Origin of the sequence: Pseudoalteromonas sp. APC 3250 (genome assembly GCF_030407915.1) — a bacterium.
GTDB classification, from domain to species: Bacteria; Pseudomonadota; Gammaproteobacteria; order Enterobacterales; family Alteromonadaceae; genus Pseudoalteromonas; species Pseudoalteromonas tetraodonis.
Genome location: NZ_JASDCM010000004.1, coordinates 141188 through 159641, shown reverse-complemented (window position 1 = coordinate 159641; position 18454 = coordinate 141188). Strand labels below are relative to the sequence as shown.

15 protein-coding genes are annotated in these 18454 nt (G+C 39.8%); 11 read left to right on the top strand and 4 right to left on the bottom strand.

Going from position 1 to position 18454, the window contains the following annotated elements; all coding sequences use genetic code 11:
• Window positions 1-15 precede the first annotated feature (15 nt).
• From glgC to rluF, 5 genes are all read left to right on the top strand, one after another.
• A complete protein-coding gene (gene glgC, locus QL986_RS06220; protein WP_290191331.1) occupies window positions 16-1290 on the top strand; it encodes a glucose-1-phosphate adenylyltransferase in 1275 nt (424 codons plus the stop codon).
• A gap of 58 nt (window positions 1291-1348) precedes the next feature.
• A complete protein-coding gene (locus QL986_RS06215; RefSeq protein WP_024600881.1) occupies window positions 1349-2881 on the top strand; it encodes a glycogen/starch synthase in 1533 nt (510 codons plus the stop codon).
• Between the two features lie 83 nt (window positions 2882-2964).
• On the top strand, window positions 2965-4179 hold the full coding sequence (locus tag QL986_RS06210; protein ID WP_024600880.1) for an HDOD domain-containing protein: 1215 nt from the start codon (window positions 2965-2967) through the stop codon (window positions 4177-4179).
• A gap of 27 nt (window positions 4180-4206) precedes the next feature.
• Complete coding sequence (locus tag QL986_RS06205) at window positions 4207-5292, top strand: DUF418 domain-containing protein (protein ID WP_290191370.1); 1086 nt, start codon at window positions 4207-4209, stop codon at window positions 5290-5292.
• 43 nt (window positions 5293-5335) lie between these two features.
• On the top strand, window positions 5336-6325 hold the full coding sequence (rluF, locus tag QL986_RS06200) for a 23S rRNA pseudouridine(2604) synthase RluF (protein WP_290191330.1): 990 nt from the start codon (window positions 5336-5338) through the stop codon (window positions 6323-6325).
• A 56-nt stretch (window positions 6326-6381) separates the two neighbouring features.
• Here the strand turns inward: rluF and QL986_RS06195 are convergent, their stop codons facing one another.
• A complete protein-coding gene (locus tag QL986_RS06195) occupies window positions 6382-9447 on the bottom strand; it encodes an efflux RND transporter permease subunit (RefSeq protein ID WP_013463245.1) in 3066 nt (1021 codons plus the stop codon).
• Window positions 9448-9449: 2 nt separating this feature from the next.
• Window positions 9450-10532 carry an efflux RND transporter periplasmic adaptor subunit gene (locus QL986_RS06190; RefSeq protein ID WP_013463246.1) on the bottom strand — a complete coding sequence of 361 codons (1083 nt, stop codon included), beginning with the start codon at window positions 10530-10532 and terminating at the stop codon, window positions 9450-9452.
• A 122-nt stretch (window positions 10533-10654) separates the two neighbouring features.
• On the opposite strand from QL986_RS06190, the gene QL986_RS06185 reads away from it, so the two are divergent.
• Together QL986_RS06185 and QL986_RS06180 are read left to right on the top strand one after the other, a co-directional pair.
• Window positions 10655-11557 carry a LysR family transcriptional regulator gene (locus tag QL986_RS06185; protein ID WP_290191329.1) on the top strand — a complete coding sequence of 301 codons (903 nt, stop codon included), beginning with the start codon at window positions 10655-10657 and terminating at the stop codon, window positions 11555-11557.
• A complete protein-coding gene (locus QL986_RS06180) occupies window positions 11547-11852 on the top strand; it encodes an MGMT family protein (RefSeq protein ID WP_076921812.1) in 306 nt (101 codons plus the stop codon). The genes QL986_RS06185 and QL986_RS06180 overlap by 11 nt, the downstream gene beginning before the upstream one ends.
• Before the next feature lies 1 nt (window position 11853).
• Here QL986_RS06180 and QL986_RS06175 read toward each other — a convergent pair whose 3' ends face one another.
• Both QL986_RS06175 and QL986_RS06170 read right to left on the bottom strand, forming a co-directional pair.
• Window positions 11854-14883, bottom strand: coding sequence for an EAL domain-containing protein (locus QL986_RS06175; protein WP_290191328.1), 3030 nt, complete (start codon window positions 14881-14883; stop codon window positions 11854-11856).
• Window positions 14884-15086: 203 nt separating this feature from the next.
• Window positions 15087-15716: a hemolysin III family protein gene (locus QL986_RS06170; protein ID WP_024600874.1), complete on the bottom strand. Its 630-nt coding sequence runs from the start codon at window positions 15714-15716 to the stop codon at window positions 15087-15089.
• Between the two features lie 297 nt (window positions 15717-16013).
• Between QL986_RS06170 and QL986_RS06165 the strand changes: the two genes are divergently transcribed.
• From QL986_RS06165 to QL986_RS06150, 4 genes are all read left to right on the top strand, one after another.
• Entirely contained in the window at window positions 16014-16292 is a 279-nt protein-coding gene (locus QL986_RS06165; protein ID WP_013463251.1) for a hypothetical protein, read from the top strand.
• Between the two features lie 228 nt (window positions 16293-16520).
• Window positions 16521-17099 (top strand): LON peptidase substrate-binding domain-containing protein, encoded by a 579-nt coding sequence (locus tag QL986_RS06160; RefSeq protein WP_198147832.1) that lies wholly within the window; start codon window positions 16521-16523, stop codon window positions 17097-17099.
• A gap of 70 nt (window positions 17100-17169) precedes the next feature.
• The gene (locus QL986_RS06155) at window positions 17170-17793 is read left to right on the top strand and encodes a sigma-70 family RNA polymerase sigma factor (protein ID WP_290191327.1); all 624 of its coding nucleotides are present in this window, start codon (window positions 17170-17172) and stop codon (window positions 17791-17793) included.
• A complete protein-coding gene (locus tag QL986_RS06150) occupies window positions 17786-18451 on the top strand; it encodes a ChrR family anti-sigma-E factor (protein ID WP_290191326.1) in 666 nt (221 codons plus the stop codon). Before QL986_RS06155 ends, QL986_RS06150 begins: the two co-directional genes overlap by 8 nt.
• Window positions 18452-18454 lie beyond the last annotated feature (3 nt).

Below are 18454 nucleotides of genomic sequence, written 5' to 3'. Positions count from 1 at the left end.
AACGGAGAGAGTAATATGCCCAGTTATGCAAATCGTTATATAAGTAATTTAACAAGAGAAACCTACGCTTTAATTCTTGCCGGAGGCCGCGGTTCTCGCTTGCATGAGCTAACCGACTGGCGTGCTAAACCCGCCGTTTATTTTGGTGGTAAACATCGTATTATTGATTTTCCACTATCAAATTGCATTAACTCAGGTGTAAGACGTGTCGGAATTGCAACGCAATATAAATCACACTCACTGATTCGCCATGTAAATCGAGCGTGGGGGCATTTTAAAAAGGAATTAGGTGAGTCAGTTGAAATATTACCTGCGTCACAGCGCCATGGTGATGAATGGTATTGCGGTACTGCCGATGCGGTATTTCAAAATATGGATATTATTCGCCATGAGTTACCTAAATATGTGATGATTTTATCTGGCGACCATGTGTATCGTATGGATTATGGCGGGCTGTTGGCAAAGCATGTAGAAAATGGCGCCGACATGACGGTATGCTGTTTAGAAGTACCGGTTGAAGAAGCTTCGGGTACCTTTGGTGTGATGACGGTTGATGAAGAAAGTCGTGTACGTCGGTTTGACGAAAAACCTGCCGAGCCCAGCTCAGTGCCTGGTAAACCAGGCACCTGTTTAGCATCAATGGGAAATTATGTATTTAATACTGAGTTTTTATTTGAGCAGCTACAAAAAGATGCGCAAACAGAGGGCTCAGGGCGTGATTTTGGCCATGATATAATTCCGGCTATTATTGAAGAGCATAATGTGTTTGCCTACCCGTTTAGAGATCCCGCACAGGTAGGACAACCCTATTGGCGCGATGTGGGAACTCTAGATTCGTTTTGGGAAGCAAATATGGAACTGGTTATGCCAGAGCCTCAACTGGATTTGTACGATCCTACTTGGCCAATTTGGACTTACCAAGAGCAACTTCCTCCTGCCAAATTTATTTTTGATGATGATGATCGCCGAGGGATGGCGGTTGACTCAACGGTGTCGGGTGGGTGTATTGTTTCCGGCTCTTTAGTGAGAAAATCATTATTATTTTCTAATGTACATATTCGTTCATATTGTACCATTGAGGAGTCGGTCATTTTACCCGGTGCTATTGTAAATCGAGGGTGTAAAATTAAGCGAGCAATTATAGATAGAAGCTGTGAGATCCCACCTGGATTAGAGATTGGTTTTGATCGTAAAACCGATGAAGCCAATGGATTTCGGGTATCAAAAAAAGGGATTGTATTGGTCACCCGCGATATGCTGATGAAGTTAGACAATAAGTCACATCGTTAATAAATAATAATTAAAAGAGCAAGGCGAAAGCCTTGCAGCAAACTATAAGAGTAAATTAATGCATGTATTAATGGTTGCTGCAGAGAATGATGCGTTACCTAATGCCAAAGTTGGTGGTGTTGCTGATGTTATTCGTGATGTACCAAAGGCGTTAGTGGCGCAGGGGCTGACGGTAGATGTGGTTATTCCTGATTATGGTTTTGAACTAGGTGAGCGCTGTTTTATTGGTGAAGTGAGTGTGGCATTTAAGTCAGAGACACACGTTTTATCTTTGTTTGAAATTACACAGAATCAAAAAGGGGTGAGGCAAATAGTTATAAGTCATCCTCTTTTTAGTCAATCATTGAGTGTGTATTGTAACGACAACGATAATAGACCATTTGCTACCGATGCAACCAAGTTTGCACTGTTTAATGCCGCTATTTGTGAAGCCCTGATACAGGGCGTATTAACACAACCCAACACTTTACATTTGCATGATTGGCACAGTGCCTGTGTGGCCGTGTTACTTAAATTTAATCCTCGTTATGGCAAGCTTGCTAAGCTGCGCTTGGTATATACGGTGCACAATTTAGCTTTGCAGGGAATTCGTCCTTTTAAAGGGGATGATTCAAGCTTAGAAGCATGGTTTCCCTCGTTAAGTTACGACGGGCAACGATTATGTGACCCTCGTTATCCGCATTGCTTTAACCCTATGCGCAGTGCCATTAATTTAGCCGACAAAGTACATGTGGTTTCACCGAGTTATAGCCAAGAAGTGCAAATAGCAAGTAATGACGCCCACGGATTCTTTGGTGGCGAAGGACTTGAACGAGATTTACAACAAGCGGCTGAGCAAGGCAAATTAATTGGCATACTCAACGGCTGTGATTACGCAATTCAAGACGAACATGAAGCAACCTATAGTCAGCTATTAGAGCAAATAGAATCGACTTTGTTTAGTTGGATGGCAAAAAGCGCGCAATTACACAGCAGCCACTACATCGCCCATCAGCGTGTTTTACAATTTATGGCGTGTGATAAGCAAGGGCCACTTGTAACAAGTGTAGGGCGGCTCACTGAGCAAAAAGTATTGTTACTTTGCCAGCAACAAAGCAAAGACCTGACTATTGATTCAGTGTGTCAGATCATTAATCAATTTAAGGGGCGTTTACTTGTGCTGGGCTCAGGCGATAGTAAACTTGAACACCTTTTTACCTGCGCCATGGCACGTAATAACAACTTTTTGTTTTTAAAAGGCTATGGGCAAGATGTTGGCGATTTAATGTATCAATTAGGTGATTTATTTTTAATGCCGAGTTCTTTTGAGCCCTGTGGGATTAGCCAGATGCTCGCAATGCGAGCCGGCCAACCTTGCTTAGTGCACAGTGTCGGAGGTTTAAAAGATACCGTAGAGCATAATGTCAGTGGATTTTGTTTTAACGGCGATACGCTAAGTACACAAGCTGATGCACTCTTGCAGAGTTTAACTGAGGCACTTAGCCTATATCAAACAAACCCTAAGCAATGGCAAGCAATAAAAAGGCGAGCTGCTGATGCACGATTTAGTTGGGATAGTGTGGTAACTGATTATATAACATACTTATATTAAAAAATTTTATAAAGTTCAGTGACATCCGTTCTTATTTACGCTTTAATTACTTAGTCTGGTGGAAATAATATAAAGTAGGTAATGTGTCTGTATTTGTGGCAAGGCAAGCAATACTAAATCGAAATCAAAATGTAGTTGCTTATGAACTGCTATTTCGCGATAGTCCTGAAAATTGCTTTCCTGGTGTATCTGATGGTCAAGCAACGGCGAGGCTTATCATGGAAAACCAGCTTAACCTAGGTACTCGTCACATTACCTCGGGTAAAAAAGCATTGATCAATATTGGCCCTGAGTCGTTAAAACTTGATTTGTGTGATTTTTTACCTTGTAAAGATGTTGTCATTGAATTACTTGAAACCATAGAGCCCACCGACGATACCTACGAGCTATGTCGCAAGCTATTTCACAGTAACTACAAATTAGCCCTTGATGATTTTGTTTATACGCCGCAGTGGGAGCGCTTTTTAAAGCTGGTCAACTTAATTAAATTTGATATTCGCCTTACTCCACTTGCTGAAATTCCGCTGGTGGTTAATAAGCTTAAAAAGTACAAAAATATTAAACTACTAGCCGAAAAAATAGAAACCGATGAAGAATATAAATTGGCCCGTAAAATGGGCTTTGATTATTTTCAAGGTTATTATTTTGCGCGCCCAGTGATGATAGAACAAAAAGATATTCACTATAATTACGGCCTAGTGATCGCCATTTACTCAGAAGTAATGAAGCCAGATCCTGATGTTAAAGTGATCACCGGTTTATTTGAGCTTGATGCGGCATTGGCCTACAAGTTACTGCGTTTATTAAATAGCGGTGTGTTTCCGCTACAAAGCCAAATTTCGTCGTTAAAACAAGCGTTAGTTTACCTCGGCCAAGCACGTTTAAAAAAGTTTGTTAGTTTAATTGTCACTGCCCATACAGCACGCTCTAAACCTATAGAGCTCATGCAGATGTGCGTTATTCGCGCACGGTTTTGTGAATTAATAGCCGCTAAAGTTGCTAAGCAGGTTCAAGGTGAAGCATTCTTAACGGGGCTTTTTTCACTGCTCGATGCTATTTTAGACAAGCCAATGGACTTGCTGGTTGATAAACTTCCATTCCCGGAAGATATAAAAGCAGCGTTAACTGGTGAAAAAAATAACTTATATTATATCCTTGAAACAGTAAAAGCCTACGAAACAGGAAGCTGGTGGGCGCTTGAGAATGCAGTATTACTGATTAATTTAGACAGTGCTTTTTTACCAAAATTATACAAACAAGCGGTACAATGGGCCGATAGCTATAAAGATAATATTTAGGGAATTCATGCTTTGCGCAATTATAATATGGACTTTATAAGGGGCATAGCCGTACTTGGTCTGGTATTTATTAACTGTTTTTCCTTCGCTATTTTCGAGCTTAATTATACGCCACTCACAACACCACCACCTAGCGATCAGTTTCTAAACATACTAAGCCTTATATTTGTTGAAGGACGGTTTCGCACTTTATTCACTTTACTGTTTGGTGCGGGTCTTTATATTCAGTATCAGCGATACCAATGCACTGAGCCACTAAAAAAACGATTACATTGGCTAATTGTGTTTGGCTTAATACATGGTTTTTTATTGTGGGCGGGCGACATTTTGTTTTTATATGGGGTGTCAGGTTTATTTATATTGCGCTATTTAGATTACACGAATGAAGAGCTTAAAAACAAAGCGGCGCTTTTTACTTTTATTTCTTTAATGACCATTGCCATATTTATGTTAGGACTTAATGAGGCGCCATTATACAGAGATTCCCCCGAGTACTACGAAATATACACTAGTTACTACCAAAGTATCGGTGCTCACTTTGGCCAAAATATAGCAATGAGCGCCTATATGTTGCTGGCTGTGCCAATTTTATTATTGTGGGCTAGTGCTGGGTTTATGCTAATTGGTATTTTGGCTTACAAATACGGTGTGTTTAGTAAAGGGCTTAGTAAGGCGCTGCTTATTAAGCTTATTCTATTAAGTGCGTTATTTATTAGCTTAAGGTTAATGTTAGTGCCATACAATCAAGGTATTGGTTATGCCTTACAAGAGCCTGTTAATGAACTTGCTGCCTTATGTGTTGCACTGCTTTATATTCATTTAATCGTTAAACTTTGTGACAACAGCGCCCACATAGGGGGGCTTATCCAACAAGTTGGACGTTTAGCGTTTACTTTATACATAAGCCAAACCATTATGCAATTATTATTGTTTAAAGTGTTTTTTCCGCAGTGGACGCTCAACTTTAACCGACTCGATTATTGGCTGCTCGCCATTAGCTTAGTGATTGTACAGCTTATATTTACAGCTATTTATTGCCGTTATTTTAAGCAAGGCCCGCTTGAATACCTATGGCGTAAATTAGCGAAAATTAACCGCGAAAAAATAGCTTGAGTAGTTTAAACTATGCGCCTTTATATTTAAGAAGATTTGCCTGATGACAGACTTGAAGCGTTTAAATAAATTTATTAGTGAAACCGGGTTTTGCTCTCGCCGCGAAGCCGATAAATATATTGAGCAAGGTCGTGTTACCGTTAATGGCGAATTACCAGAAATGGGTGTTAAAGTTGCCCAATCAGATGTAGTTTTGGTTGATGGTAAACCATTAAAAGCACCACCTAAACGTGTGTATATTGCTTATAATAAGCCTGTGGGCATTACCTGTACCACAGAGCGTAAAATTCAAAGTAATATAGTTAAAGCTGTTAATTATCCTGAACGTATATTTCCGATTGGTCGTTTAGACAGACCCTCAGAAGGGCTGATTTTTTTAACCAATGAAGGCGATATCGTTAATAAAATTTTGCGAGCTGGCAATAACCACGAAAAAGAATATGTGGTAACTGTAGACAAACCACTTAATCGTCAGTTTGTAAATAAAATGGCGAACGGTATTCCTATTTTAGATACCGTGACTAAAAAGTGTAAAGTTACTCAGACCGGTGCGCAGCAATTTAGCATTATTTTAACCCAAGGCTTAAACCGTCAAATTCGCCGTATGTGTGAATACTTAGGCTACGAAGTAGTTACACTAAAACGTGTGCGCATTATGAACGTAACCCTCAAAGGCTTAAAAGTAGGGCAGTGGCGACATTTAAGCGACGCTGAAATGGCGGTCATTAACGACTCAATTGCTGATTCAGGTAAAACGCAAGAACACTCACTTTATGATGATACTGAACAGCGCAATTACACTGAACAAGCTAAAAATAGTGGCGCTAAATCTGCCCATAAGCGTGATTTTCAGGGCGGGAAACTACGTCGTGAAAATAATGACGAGCAACAAAAGCAAGCTAAAAAAAATAGTCGAAATACCCCTTACCAAAAACGCTCTACTACTTATGTGGGTAAATCAAATACTCACAAAGCAAATACTGCCACAGGAAACAAAACCCGCAGCAGTGGCACGTTAAGCTTAAAAAAGTAATTAAGCTTGTGTAAAAAAGCAAATAAAAACGCAGCCTTAGCTGCGTTTTTGTTAGCCTACTGTTTGGGGTAATCAATCCTAAATACCACAGTGTATAAAACCGGTACTACAATTAGCGTCAGTATGGTGGCAAACCCTAAGCCAAACATAATGGTGACCGCCATCGACTGAAAAAATACGTCGAATAATAACGGGATCATGCCAAGTATTGTTGTGATAGCCGCCATGGCTACAGGGCGCACACGGCTGACGCCTGAGTCAAACACTGCTTGATATGGCGATTTACCTTCACTCAGTTCTAAGTTTATTTGATCAACCAGTACAATGCCGTTTTTAATTAGCATGCCGCTTAAGCTTAATAATCCTAGTAGCGCCATAAAGCTAAACGGCGCATTCATCACTAATAAGCCTGCACTAACACCAATAATAGCCAGCGGTACAGTTGCCCAAATAACCAAAGGTTTTTTCACTGAGTTAAACAGTAATACTGTTACTGCAAACATTGCTAAATAGCCCAGTGGTAACGAGCCAAAAATAGCCTTTTTCGCTTTGCTTGATGATTCGAACTCGCCGCCCCATTGCATTTCATAGCCACGGGGTAAATCAATTGCTTCAACCTCAGCGCGAACCCGAGCAAATAATTTTGCAGGCGTTTCATCACCCAAAACATCATGATCTGCCATCACAGTAATGGTTCGTTTACGATCGCGACGCATAATTAAGCTGTCTTCCCACTCAACAATAAATTCATCAACCACTTGGGTAACCGGCACAAACACGCGTAAAACAGGGCTATAAATTTGTAAATCGTGAACACTGTCTACATTTAAACGCTCGCTTGCCGGTGAACGGGCAATAATAGGCAATAATTGCGTACCATCACGATACACACCCACTTGCTTACCCGACAGGCTCGTTAACAGAACTTGGTCAAGATCAAATTTGGTGATCCCTAAACGGCGCGCTTTTTGTTCATTAAATTGCGGACGAATCATTTTAGTGCGTGCACGCCAATCATCTCGAATGTTAAAGGCACCGTCGTCTTTGGCGATAATCTCTTTAGCCTGTGATGAAAGCTGTCTTAAAACAACCGGATCGGGGCCTGAGAACCGCGCTTCTATTTTGGCATCAGTTGAGGGGCCAATCTCCATTGGTTTTACTTTTAACTTTGCTGACAGTGGATGTTGCTTTGCGTAATCGCGCACTTTTTGCATGACTTTTGCGACGGCTTCACGATTGGTGACACGAATAATTAACTGCCCATAAGCAGGGTAGGATTTTTCAGGCGCGTAAGTCAGCATAAAACGCGGCGCACCTTGGCCAACCGTACTGGTGATTTCTGTGACCAGTTCATTCTTTTGTAAATAAGCTTCTAGCTGCTTAATGCCCTCAAGGGTTGCGCGAATATCAGCGCCTTGATCTTGCCAGTAATCGACATAAAACATCGGGGTATTCGAGGCTGGAAAAAATGATTGCTTTACTGCACCAAACCCCACTACAGCGCTGCATAAAAGAGCAACCATAAGGACTAAGGTTGTTTTTCTAAAGCGCATAGCTAAATTTAATATCGCTTTATAACCATTGAATATGATGCCTTGGTAAGGGTCTTCATGCTCTTGATTATGTTCGTGTTTAAATTCGGTTTCTTTAAACATCAAGTGGGCAAAAAATGGCGTGAGCGTAATTGCGGTGATCCAGCTCAAGAGCAAAGAAATAAACAGCACCCAAAATAAGCTACCAGCAAATTCACCACTGGCATCTGAGCTTAAACCAATCGGTGCGAAAGCGGTTATGGCAATAACTGTTGCGCCAAGTAGTGGCCACTTAGTTTGATCGACAATATTAACTGCCGCTTTAAGCTTTGTTTGTCCGCGCTTGAGGTTGATGAGAATACCTTCGGTCACAACAATGGCGTTATCGACCAGCATACCTAGTGCAATAATTAGCGCACCTAATGATATACGTTGTAAGTCAATCGCAAACAGCTTCATAAATATAAAGGTGCCTAATACGGTCAGTAATAATATACCGCCGATTAAAACCCCACTTTTAAAGCCCATAAAAATAAGTAGTACTACAATAACTATTGCAATGGCCTCTATTAAACTAACAATAAAGCCATCTACCGACTGCTCTACTTCTTTAGGTTGGTTATACACTGAGCTAATATCAATACCATGCGGGCGTTGATACTCAAGAGATGCTAAGTGCTCATCTATGTGTTTACCCACATCAACAACATTAACCCCAGACATAAACGACACACCAATAAGCAGAGCCTGTTGTTGATTGTAATGAATCACATTGGTCGGTACTTCAGCATATTCACGGTAAACCTTTGCAACATCGCCTAGATAAATGAGTTCGCTGGCACCTGATTTTGAAATTAATAAGGTTTCAAGTTCTTTTACATCTTTAAATTCACCAGTAGGGTGCAAGCGAATAGACTCATCACCCACGCGAATACGTCCAGCGTTAGATACGGTGTTTTGTGATTGCAGTAAATCATAAATATGACTAGGCGCAATACCAAGTTGGGCAAGCTTTTGCGTCGATACCTCAACCATTACTTGTGGCTGCTGTTGTCCCGCAATTGTAACTTTACTCACTCCTTTGACTAAAACAAGTTCTCGTTTTAAATAATCAACATAGTCTTTTAATTCATCATACGAGTAGCCATCGCCCGTGACGGCAAACATAACGCCGTAAACATCGGCAAAATCATCAATCACATTACTGGGGTAAACACCACTTGGCAGCGACGGGCTAAGGTCGTTTATTTTACGACGCATTTCATCCCATATTTGTCTAAGCTCTTGTTTACGATAGGTGCTTTTCATTTCTACGGTAATTTGTGATTTACCATTGGATGAAATAGAGGTGACATAATCAACATAGGGGAGCTGTTGAATGGCATTTTCAATCGGAAATGTGACTTCTTCTTCGACTTGCTGTGGAGAGGCGCCCGGGTATAAAGTGATCACCATGGCTTTTTTTAAAGTGAATTCAGGGTCTTCCAGCTGGCCTAAATCAAAATAAGATACACTGCCGCCAATTAACAGCAACAGCGTAAACATCCAGCTAATGACTTTTTTCTCAATAGATAGTTGCGCAAAGCCCATAATTATAAGCCTCGCTCTTTATTCCAAGGACGAACAGACATGCCCTCTTGTAAAGAGTGAACACCAGCAGAGACAATTTGTTGGCCTTCTTTTACGCCGCTAAGAACTTCAATAGTGTCGTGATGCAATTGACCCACTTGTACTGCTTGTTTATGCACAGTGCCAGTTTGCTGATTAAAAACCCACACATAGGCATTATCGCTTAGGCTTTTATTAGGATCTGAAAAGACCGACTCAATAGGTAAAATAGTGTAGGGGGTTTGTGAGCGTGTAACTTTGCTCAAATCTATCATCACTTGTCCCGACATACCCGCAAGTAAGTTAAAATCTTCTGGCACCGGTAATGAAAACACCACTTTATAGGTGAGTGTTGCAGGATCGGCTTGGGTATCCCATTCTTTAAGCGTTAGTTTGTATTGCTTGTCGTGATAGCCATCAAATTCAACCATAGGCTGATATTGGGTATCTTTTTGAATACGCGCCACGATTTTTTCAGGAACCTGTATTGCTACATCCATAAAATCGCGGGTTTCTAAGCGCAAAACATTTTGTTTTGCTTGAATACTTTCAAAGTTTTTTACAAACACTTTGGCTACTATGCCAGCAAAAGGAGCACGAAGTTCACTGTACTCTAAATTTGTTTCTGCAATTTTAAACGCTGACTCAGCGACTTGTTCATTGGCAACCGCTTGATCAAGCTCGGATTGACTGGTGATATTTTTATCAAATAGTTGTTTAATACGTTTTAGCTGCGACTTAGCCAGTTCATAGCGCGCTTTGCGCTCATTATATTGTAATTGAAAATCTTCAGGGTCTAATTTCGCCAATAGTTGCCCTTTTTTTACCTGCTCACCGGCTAATACAGGAAATTCAACCAACTCACCATTGACCCTAAAAGCCAGGTACGAGCCCTGGTTTGCAACGACTTCCGCAGGAAAACTGCGTATGTTTGTTTGCGAATCATGACCAATACTAAATAATTTAACAGGGCGAATCGGCTCTTCTTTAACTATTTTCTCGGGCTCCGAGCAGCCTATTAAACTTAGTAATGTCGCAGATAGTAAACATAAGCGAAACAGTGGCATGATATCTCCATGATAAAAAAAGGCTAAATAAGTCAGTGCAGCATACGCTGCAAACATATAAAATAAAATTCATTAAATTTTAGAAACTCAATAAGTTTTACTTATAATGTGCTGGGCTGACGATGAAACTTAATCAATTACAAATTTTAGATGCTATTGTGCAAAGTGCGAGCTTAAGTGGCGCTGCATTAAAGCTACATAAAACTCAGCCTGCATTGACACTGGCGATTAAAAACTTAGAGGCGAAATTAGGTTTTGATCTACTCGACCGTTCTAAATACCGATTACAACTTACCGAAAAAGGACGTATTTTTCATCGTGAAGCTAAACAGCTTTTAAACGCGAATGAGCAGCTTACACAGCTTGCAACCGAGCTGGCGCTGGGGAATGAAGCGCAATATAGAGTTTGCTATGAGCAAATTTGTCATGTGCAAAGTTATAACGAGATCATAAGTAATACTTTTAAGCATTTTTCTAGTACAGAATTTCGTTTAACCAGTGGTAAACGGTTTGTATCTTTAGAGCAAGTGAATACCGGCCAAGCCGAGCTTGGGATTGGCCCATGGTTTGATTTATTTCATGCCACCGGCGATTTAGAAAGCTTACCGATAGGCAAGCTAGATATAGGTATTGTTGGCGCAAAAGGGATTTTACCTAAGCAGCTTACCTACGATGAGTTACAACTTTACCCGTGTTTAGCGATGTTTGAAAGTGGCTTGAGCATAGACAGCGACAGGCTGTCTTATTCTAAAGGGGCTGCGGTGATGAAAATAGATGACATATCTACCCTAAAGTCGTTTTTATTGTCAGGTGCAGGATGGGCAATGATGAGCTTAGGCCACTGTAAAAAAGAAATTGCCGCGGGCTCATTACAGCAAATAATAGTAACAAACAGAGAGCATCAGTTTAGCGCGCAAATTCGTGCTTTTCGTCAACATGCTATGCACCATGGTCCTGTTGCCCGTAAAATTTGGCAGCAATTTGAATTACTCAGTCAGGAGTACTTAAACAATAATGGACGTTAATAAAGAAACGGTTATTTATACTATTATTGCGAGTATACCCTCAGGGTGTGTTGCCAGTTATGGCCAAGTAGCGGCGCTTGCAGGGTATCCTAATAATGCAAGGCTAGTTGGCCGATTATTAAAAGAGATGCCAAAAGATTCGACGATCCCTTGGCATAGAGTGGTTAACAGCCAAGGTAAAATAGCGTTTGCACAGGGCAGTGCGCAGTATCAAACACAACGAGAAAAGCTACTTTCTGAGGGTGTTACTTTTAACAATCAACGAATTAATATGGCAAAACACCGCTGGCAATAAACTAATTATCCATTTTATGTAAGTCAGTTAAAGCCCAAATTTCATCTGCGGTCCATTCGTCTAGCCAAATAGGAATATCTTCGGCTTTCATTGGCTTAGCAATACCATAGCCTTGTGCTAGATAACAGCCAAGTAGCATTAGTGTTGCTGCATGCTCAGGGGTTTCTACGCCTTCAGCTATAACGCTTCGTTTAAACGAATTAGCCAGTGCAATAACGCCTTTTACAATTGCTAAATCGTTCGAGTCTTCAAGCATATCTCTAACAAAGCTTTGATCTATTTTTATTAAGCTTGCAGGTAAACGCCTTAAGTATGTGAGTGATGAGTAACCCGTACCAAAGTCATCTAGTGAAAACTCAACGCCCAAAGCTTTACAATCTTGCATGGTTTTAGATACGTGGGCCACATCTTTAAGTGCACTGGTTTCAAGTACTTCTAGCTCTAGGTTTCTAGCATCGACCTGTGTATGAGCCAATAGTAATTCAGTTAGCCGCGCTGTAAATTCAGGCTGCTGTAATTGAACTGCGGCAACATTAACGCTCACTTTTATGTTTAAACTAGGTGTTAAAATTTGCCATTGGTTAATTTGAGATAATGCAGCGTTAATAACCCATTCGCCAACGTCTATCATTAGCGCATTGTTTTCAATTACCGGTAAAAATTCAATAGGGCTAAGCAGGCCGCGCTCTGGATGTTGCAAGCGTATTAATGCCTCAACACCAATCATACTGCCCGTTCGCATATCTACTTTTGGTTGATAATAAAGTACAAACCAATTATTGGCTAAGGCTTCACGGATAAGTGTAATGCCGGTTTGCTGTAATTTAACTGTATCTCCTTGACTCGTATCGAATAAATGATAACGATTTTTGCCCATTTGTTTGGCAATATACATGGCTTGATCGGCATGGCGCATCAGTTGTTCAGCATCTAAATTATCTTCTGGGTATATTGTTACGCCAATACTGGCAGAGACATTCAAAACAATATCGTTAACAGTGACAGGTTTAGCTGCTGCGGCCAGAAGCCTCTCAAGTACGGGCACGCAATCGGCAACTGATCCTAAATTAGTCAATACAGCAACGAATTCATCGCCACCAATACGGGCCAAGCTATCACCTTCACGAAGTGCATCTTTTAAACGAATAGAAAGTGCAATTAATAATTTATCGCCAATATCATGGCCATGAGAGTCATTAACATGCTTAAATCCATCTAAATCAAGAAACACCACAGCCAGAGAATTGTTAAGGCGACGGCATTGCAACATGGTTTGACTGAGTCTATCGGCAAGCAATACGCGGTTTGGCAAGTTAGTTAATAAATCATAATGTGCAATACGACTAAGTTGCTCTTGTTGGCGTTTAGCTTGGGTGATATCGGTAAAAATTCCTAAGTAAAAAGTAACGTTGTTGTCGTCTTTTAAAACTGAAATATTGAGTAGTTCAGCATACAGTTCACCGTCTTTTTTGCAGTTCCATACTTCACCTTGCCAATGACCATATAAGCTGAGCTGTTTCCATATGTTTTTATAAAATGACTCAGTTTGTTTGCCCGAATTTAAAAATGATGGATTGCGACCTATAACTTCATCATGGCTATAACCGGTTATATGACAAAAGGCAGGATTGACATCAACAATAACTTTATCCGCATTTGTAATAATTATCCCTTCGTGGGTATCTCTAAAAACCCGAGAGGATAAATGCAGTTTTTCTTCAATTAATTTACGTTCGGTAATATCAACCGAGACACCCAGCATGGTAATTGCGCTACCAGAGTTGTCTCTAACAAGAGTCCCTTTAGTATTAAACCAACGAACGTTACCCCGTTTAGTAATAATACGATGATCAACATTATATTCTTTCGCAGCGTCAATACATTGATTTATATCGCTTACTATATTGGTACGATCATCTGGGTGAATACTGGCTAGGTATTCATTTTTAGTCATTTCTAATTGTTTAACATTGCCGGTAATTAGTCTTATGCCATGTTCAGAAAAGCGGATTATATTGGTTTTTATGTCCCATTCCCAAGTCGCAATTCCCCCCACTTTTTGGCTTAAAAGAAGTCGTCTTTCGGTATCAGTTAGTGCTTTAATGTTATTTTGTAATGCATGAGTACGTTGCTCTACTTTTTTTTCTAATTTTAGGTGGCTCGCTCTTAATCGGGTTATCAGATAAGATGAAAGTGTAGTTAAAAAAGTAAACACAACCGCAATAGCAATACCAAGTAACAGCATACTATTGTCTTGCCAGCCCCTGATAGGGTAGGCTTTAAATACCCAAACGCCGTTTGGCACTTGTATGTTAAAGTCGACCGTGTTTTTTGTTATTTGGTTGTCTGAGGTAGCAATGATTTGCACATCATTTGTATCGGGCATGACTTTTGAAAGCTCATAACCAATGCCTGCCTGTGGCAGTTGAGCTAAATTAACGCTTTGAAGAATATCAGGAAAACGAATAAGCGCAGTGGCAAATCCCCAAAACTGGTTTCCCTGTGAGGTATCTAGATACACAGGCAGCCTAGCCGCTGTACCCATACCACCTTGAAATAATTCAAAAGGGCCAGCAAGGGTTAATTTACCTGTTTTTTTGGCTAAAAATGCCTCTTGCGTTCGCAGTGGGTTCTCTAAAACATTATTACCGATAGCACTTTCATTGCCCTTAAGTGGAACAACGTGTGTAAGAATACTGTTTTTATGAAGTTGTAAGGCGTCAAGACCAGGATAAAGACTTAACATTTCAGAAGCGAGTTCTTCAAAGCCTTTAGTCTCGCCATTTTGAGTACGAATTAATGCCGCAATAGGATAGGCTGCAGAAAGTGCTTGGTTAAGATTATTTCTAATATGGTTAACGTAGCTACCCGCCACCTTTCTGATAGAGTTTTGCTTTTGCTGATAAATGTATTGATCGAGTAGATAAATTGAATACACAGATGCAAGCGTTGAGATTAACAATGTGATCAACACCAGTCTTGCTTTTATAAACAAGCTCAGTATCTGTGGTCGAGTATTAGATGGTGACAATGTAAATAACACCTAGCGTTGTTTAAGCCGCGTCCATTTAGAACAATGGCGTTTTAAGTTCCTGAAACAGTATAGCAAACAGTCATCTAAAGCATTAGGGAGATTTAATTATACTTTAAAATAACCACCGTGATTTACTAAAGCTTGAGTAAAATAATAGGCTACATTGTGAGATTAGCTAGGAAGGCACTATGTGTATTTAGTTAATACACATAGTGAGTAATGGCAATATAATGACTTACACAACCGCCAATGACAAAAAGATGCCAAATAGCGTGGCTATATTGAGTGTTTTTAGCGCTGTAAAACAATGTACCCACGCTATAAAATAAACCGCCAGTAAGTAGCCAGTATAGTGCGTTGATAGGTAAGTTTGAGTAAAGTGGGTATATAATTGCCAGTGCAAACCAGCCCATTAATAAATAGGTAGCGAGTGACACTTTTTTATTGCCATTTTTAACAAGCAGTTTATAAGCAACACCGGCTAAAGCTACTGTCCAAATAAATACCAAGGTAGCCCAAGACCAAATCCCAGATAAAGAGAGTAATAAAAAAGGGGTATATGTGCCAGCAATAAGCATGTAAATAGCACAGTGGTCACATTTTTTATAAAACGCTCTTAATTTAGGGCGAACACTGGCGTGATAAAGTGTAGAGGACAAAAATAAAATAAATAAGCTGCTGCCATAAACGACTGTGCTGGCGTAACCTTTTACAGAGTTAGCTTGATTAAATAAATCCCAAATTACAAACGTAGCAAATAAAATACCTAAAGCATGGCTAACAACATTTAATAGCTCTTCTTTTTTAGAATAGGGCGCTTCAACAGACATAACAGATCTTACCACTTATAATTTGGTGTTTAGTGTACAAGTGTGCGCTGAAATTATCAATTGAGAATTGATTGACATGGTGCTGCCAGTTTATGGATTACGGCATGTTAAAAAATACACTACTATTTGGTTATATTTTTTAAATTGTTAGTTAAATTAACTAACACATATTTTGCAAATCTTAACATTTTTATTTTATATCTTTATAAAACAAAGGTTTATTGATTTTTTTCTTTATGGCACAGCCCTTGATTGTATCTAGGTGTATTAACCAATAAACAAACAAGGAATAACATTATGAAAACTTCAATTAACATGACACTGGCTAGTTTACTTTTATTAGGTTCATCTCAAGTACATGCAACAGAGGTCGATTTAGATATTACAGATATGTTGACTAAAACGGTGACAACTTATGTATCACAAGCAACCCATGAACTTGAACAGTCAGTAAAAGAAGCCGTTTCTTTTGATGCCCAAGCTATTTTAGATGGTTTACTACAAACCAACCCAGTTGTTGATAATAGTGGCATTGATGAAAAGCAACTTGTAGTAAAAACACAACAAAAGCAATAAAAATAGGGAATAAGTGATGAACAGCGAGTTCGAATTGTTAGCCCTGATGTTGGCGCCAGTGGCAAGTGTACTGAGTGTATATTACATCGCTTACATGATAAAAAATGTGGGAACGAGGTTTAATTAGCGAATGCACTTACACGGTAAAACAATCGATGTAACTAAAGCTGATCGACTTCAATAGAGCGCACGTAAATAAAGGCAGAGTGTTTGAAAGAAGTAGACTTTATGAAACGTGCGATTTTCCCATTACCGATTTTTATATTACCTGAAGGCTATACGCGATTACGTATATTTGAGCCTCGTTATTTGACGATGGTTAAAAACGCATTAAAAACAAACAGCGGTTTTGTACTTTGCACCTTCGAACACGACACACCATTTAATATAAGCGCCCAAGGGTGTTTAATGGATATTATTGATTTCGACCAAGACGAAAGCGGTATGCTGTTGATTGATGTTTTTGCATCAAAAAGTGTGCAACTAGATAACGTGTACCAAGACGTACAGGAGTTACGCCATGGCGAGGTCTCTGCGTGCAATACACCTTATTGGTACAATAGCAGTAATCATGACATTGGTGAACATCAACTACTTCAAGTGGCACTAGAAGAAGTATTCTCTAATAACCCACAGCTACAGTCTCTTTATAAACATACCCAGTTTAATCAACTTACTTGGGTTGTTGCCAGATGGCTTGAGCTTCTCCCTATTTCTATTGAGAAAAAACAACAACTTGCATTTGAAACTAATTTTGATAACTTGCTGAATTTCCTCCATACTGTGATTAATAACGAATTTGCCTAAAATAATTTTGATCCGCTTACATTCTTAGCTCGTAATGGTACTTACAAAAGCTATAACGGGACATTTTACTATGGTAAGTCAACAACAAACATTACGTTGTGAACCTAACACAGGTAAGTATACTGCCATGCCAGAAACGCCAAGTACGGAACTCAGGGAAGCATTAGTTAATGTAGCCCAATTTCGCGATAAAAAATCTTTCGCGTACTTGTTTGAATATTTTGCACCAAAGATCAAACGCTTTGGCATTAAGCAGTTTGGTGTAGAGGCCCAAGCAATGGAGCTGGTGCAAGAAACGCTCACTTCAGTGTGGCGAAAAGCGCATTTGTACAACAGCGACAAAGGCGCAGCCACTACGTGGGTTTATACGGTAATGCGTAATGCGTCCTTTGATATGCTTCGAAAAATGAAAAGCAACAAAGAAGAAAATATCAGTGAAGACATCTGGCCGTTATTGAATGAATCAGAAGATACACATCACGAATACAGTGACCACCTTGAAGATAAACAAATTAAGCGCTACTTAGATAAACTGCCACAAGCACAAAGAGAAGTGGTACGCGGTGTTTACTTTCAAGATATGTCGCAAGAGCAGCTTGCTCAACAATTAAACATTCCAGTAGGCACGGTAAAATCACGATTACGTTTAGCCTTGCAGAAATTACGTAATGAAATGGGAGATCAGCATGATTAAACATCACCCGAGTGAAACACTACTGACACAATACTGTGCAGCAACACTTCCCGCATCACTAAGCTTAGCCGTATCTATTCATGTAGATATGTGCCCAATATGCCAAGCTGAGGTTGAAAAACACGAGGCAAGTAATGCAAAAGTAGTGTTTAGTGACAACATGAATGTTAATAACGATGAGCAAAGCGACGATATAGCGGACTCAGGGTTGCTTGAATTAATCACGTCAGACGATTCGATTGATGAAGTTTATGCCGTTGAACCTGTCACTATTGAAGTGAATGACTATAATTACAGCTTACCAAGAGCATTAACACGTATTTCTCATAGCAAATTTACACAAGTAGGTAAGCTTGCTCGTTCACGTATAGCGCTTGACGATGGGCATTTGCGCTCGAGTTTATTGCACATAGACGCAGGCGGTGAAATTCCTGAGCATACACATACAGGTTTTGAAGTTACGCTACTTCTTGATGGCGAATTTACAGATGAAGAAGGCAGTTATGTACCAGGTGATTTTATTTGGCAAGATGGCCGTCATCAACATACTCCTTTAACAAAAGAGGGATGTTTGTGCTTTACTGTAGTCAGTAGTGCGCTACATTTCAATAAAGGACTTAGCAAGTTGCTTAATCCAATTGGCAGCTTGATTTATTAAGAG